This is a genomic window from Pyxidicoccus fallax, assembly GCF_012933655.1.
Taxonomy (GTDB): domain Bacteria; phylum Myxococcota; class Myxococcia; order Myxococcales; family Myxococcaceae; genus Myxococcus; species Myxococcus fallax.
Genome location: NZ_JABBJJ010000606.1, coordinates 1 through 3516, shown reverse-complemented (window position 1 = coordinate 3516; position 3516 = coordinate 1). Strand labels below are relative to the sequence as shown.

General features: G+C 70.5%; 3 protein-coding genes and 1 pseudogene. All 4 read left to right on the top strand.

All coding sequences use genetic code 11. The features are described 5' to 3' along the window. Window positions 1-413 (top strand): annotated as a pseudogene (locus tag HG543_RS52450) (serine/threonine-protein kinase); the annotation flags it as partial. A gap of 51 nt (window positions 414-464) precedes the next feature. Continuing rightward, window positions 465-887 (top strand): hypothetical protein, encoded by a 423-nt coding sequence (locus HG543_RS52445; RefSeq protein ID WP_169352487.1) that lies wholly within the window; start codon window positions 465-467, stop codon window positions 885-887. A gap of 166 nt (window positions 888-1053) precedes the next feature. Next, entirely contained in the window at window positions 1054-1800 is a 747-nt protein-coding gene (locus tag HG543_RS56940) for an Imm52 family immunity protein (protein WP_169352486.1), read from the top strand. 197 nt (window positions 1801-1997) lie between these two features. Then, window positions 1998-3380: a hypothetical protein gene (locus tag HG543_RS52435; RefSeq protein ID WP_246357927.1), complete on the top strand. Its 1383-nt coding sequence runs from the start codon at window positions 1998-2000 to the stop codon at window positions 3378-3380. Window positions 3381-3516: the final 136 nt, after the last annotated feature.

The window sequence follows — 3516 nt, the reverse complement described above, 5'->3', positions numbered from 1 at the left end:
CCGTGGCGCTGGGGGCCGGGTGGCTGCTCAGCACGCATCTCGCGGAGACGCCCGAGAACGTGCGCGCCTCGGTGTCCGAGGAGGCGAAAGATGGGGGCACCGTCGCCGTCGGAGACTCGGCGCTGACGGCGCCGGTGCCCCTCGCTCAAGCGCCGTCCGCCTGGTCCACCGTCGCGGTGGAGGTGCCGCCGAAGCCCTTGCCGGGACAGTGGCGGCCGGATGCCAATGGCCGCTGCCCAAGGCTCCAGGTGCCCATCAACGGGGGATGCTGGTTCAAGCTGTCCCTGGAGCCGAAGGACTGCCACCAAGAGGAGGGCTACTACGTACACCAGGGCCGCTGCTATGCGCCCGCCCTCTCACGCGCGCGCCCTCCCACTTCGAGTCCGGCGAACCGCGTTGACGGTGCTCGGTAGCTCAAGGTTCGACCCGAACCTCCCCCTCGAACATCTCCCTGTGGACGGCCCATGAAAACCATCACGCTGGCACTCGCGCTTCTGCTGACACCCGGCTGCGCCCTCTTCAATCGCTCCCATCAGCCCCCTCGTGCCCCCGGCGCGGAGCGTGGGGACTTCGCATTTCCCATGATGGGGATGAAAGACGTGGAGTCCACGCGGATTCGGGGCGACCTCGCCATGGCCATCGCGCTCGCCATGGACGACTTCTTCCTCTCCATGCCGCCCCTGCCGAAGGATGCGAGCCCGGCCGAGCAGTGCCTGAGGAGACGCGAGGTCTGGGATGTGGAGGCACTACCGCACCAGGAGGGCGTGGTCATCGTCGGGCTTTCCCCTCGGACCGAGGAGTGCGATCCACACAATGTCGCCCTGGATGGAGGCGGCCTCTATGCCATCGACACCACACAGTGGCGGATACTCTCGGTACGCAAGTAGCGCCCGTCGCTCGCGAGTGAGGGCACCAGGGCCCTGAGCCAGCGAGACACCGGCCACGTCTTCCTGTGCCTCCGTAAGGCGGCAATTTGATTGAGAGGCTCTTGAGAGGAGCCAGGCTGGGGCAATCAAGGTCGTCCACACCCCAGCGAAGTGAGGAGGGCGTCACGTGAGCAGCAAGCCCCAGCCCGAAACCTATTACGCGGGCGCCTATTGGGGGCCACGCAAGGAGTCCGCCGAGGAGTGCGCCCGGCGCACGGCGCACCTGCTCACCCTCCTGGCCTCGACGGACCCCTTCCTGGCGCAGTGGTACAAGCCCGCCAAATCCCGGAAGGACGCGCGCAAGCATCCGCTCATGCCGCCTGACGTGCCCACCCTCACCGAGCTGTTCCGCCGCGGCGTCAACCGCGAGAGGGGCGGGCCCGTTTTCGAGGATCTGGGCTTCACCTTCTGGTTCGGTAACGACGGAACAAAGGGCGACTACGCAGACCTACGTATCAACGGGGGGGCTTACAGCGGGGTCGGCAACTACTGTGTATTGGACCTGCCTCCCCAAGGACCGAACGCGGATCGGGTGCTCACCGCCTCTGTGCTGGCCCATGCGGTGCGGAGCATGGCGCTGGCCTGGGAACCGGATTGGGCCATGGCGGCATCTTGGGACTTCCGCGATGCCATCGCAGCAGAAGAGCGCGCGGGCGCATTTCCTGGCTGGATAACGTACCTGTCGCGGCGTCGGGGAATTGTGCCACCGCTCCCCGCGCCCGTGTGGATTGAAACCGTGGAAGACCTGGGAACGCTGGTGGTCCTCGCCCCGGAACGCGTTACCGCGAGCAACCCCGCGCACGTTGAACTGGGAAGACGGGTGTTCGAGCTCTTGGACCGCGCGGGGCTCCTGCAACCGGTCATTCAACGATGACACCGTGCCCGGCGGTTCTTGCGCTGCGCGGGCGCTGCCGCTGGGCTCCAGGCCTCTGCTGAGCGAGTTCGTCGAGCAGGAGGTCACGCCCCTCATTCGCGGCGCCCTTCCCCGGGCCGGCGCGCTGGCGTCAGACCTCCCGGAGATCCTCGCGCCGTCTCTGGCCCCTGCTTCGGGGGCTCGCCCGGGAGGCGTGTATGTCTTGGAAGCAACGTAGGGCCCAGGTGCTGCTGGCAGCGCTGCTCCTGCAACCCGGTGGGGCGGCAGCGGGCATGGTGGGCGAGGAGCGCGGTGGACGGGATTCGGAGGCCAGCGCGCCCGCCGAAGCGACGGCGCCTCCAGTGCTCCGGCCCGTCCCTCGCTGGGGCTACCTGGTCCGGCTGGAGGCCGCCACACTGGCGCTGCTGCCCCGGCAAGGCACAGGTGAGGCGGCGGGCTTCGGGCAACTGTCGCCCCTGCTGGTGGTGGACTCCGGCGACGGGGCTTTCAGCGTCAGCGTGGGGGCGCCGCTGCGCTTGGGACTCTGGGGCGAGCACGGCGGCCGGGTGCGGCGAGAGGATTGGGACAGCCTCTCGGACTTCGGCGGACTGGTGCGCGCGCTCCAGGTCGGCGCGGATGGCGCACCGCTGGGCGGCTGGGCGGGCGCGCTGGAGCGCTACAGCCTCCTGTCCGCGCACCTGGTGCGGCGCTACTCCAACCGGACGAATCCGGATTACCAACCGGCGGGCGCCTTCCTCACCGGGTGGGCCGCTCCCCTCTACGTCGAAGCCTTCACCTCGGACGTGCTGGGCGCGCGCCTGATGGGCGCGGAGGTGGAGGTGGACCTGGAGCATGCCCTTTTCGGCAAGCCCCGGCAGCGCCAACGCTACACGCTCTCGGTTTCCGCCGTGCGCGAGTGGGGCCGGGCCGGGGGCACTTCGCCCGCACTGACGTTGGCGCACCTGGATGCGGCGGCCGTGGTGCGGGTGCGGCCGGAACATGAGCTGCACCTGCTGGCGGGCTTTGGCGGCAAACCGGGCCGTGGGGGCGCCTGGGGCGCGGTGGCGGGCGTGGGCGCGGACTGGACGACGCCCACGCTGCTGGCCTCGCTGCGGCTGGAAGCGCGGCGCCAGCGCGGCGGCTTCCGCCAGGGCTTCTTCGGCCCGGACTACGAGTTGGGCCGATTCCTCGCGGCGGGGGCCCCCGGGCAGCCCGCGGCTCACGCGCCCTTTCCGGACGGCGACTCCGTCCATGGCGAGGCTTGGGTGGCGTGGGACGCGGTATGGCTGGGGGGCCTGCTGCAACGTCACCTGGACTTCTCGCTGGGCGCGGAAGTCTTCAGCTGGGGCCGGGTGGACGTGGACGGGCGCGCGGCGGTGCAGCTCTTCGGCCGTGACGTGGAAGTGGCCGTGGAAGGGCTGGCGGTAGGCGTGGGGAAACCGGGCCCGCGCCACCTCTTCTCAGGCGAAGCACGCTGGAGATTCGCGGGAAGGTTCTACGCGCTGGCCTCGGGCGGCACGCTGCTCCGGCCTCAAGCGGGCGGCACGCTGCGCCCGGGCGCCTTCGCCTCCTTCGGCCTGGGGGTGGACCATGCGCGCTAGGGCCCTGGGGCTCCTGGGCGCGCTGCTGCTGGCGACCAGCGGGTGCGCCAGGGTGAAGCTGGCGCCAGGTGCGCTCCCCGCGCCCCGCGTCCTCCACCAGCGCGCTGACGCACCGGAGCCGGACGCCTCCCTGCCC

Excerpts from the sequence above, each read along its gene's own strand:
- HG543_RS52445 (WP_169352487.1), top strand. The coding sequence starts at position 465 with ATGAAAACCATCACGCTGGCACTCGCGCTTCTGCTGACACCCGGCTGC.
- HG543_RS52435 (WP_246357927.1), top strand. The coding sequence starts at position 1,998 with ATGTCTTGGAAGCAACGTAGGGCCCAGGTGCTGCTGGCAGCGCTGCTC.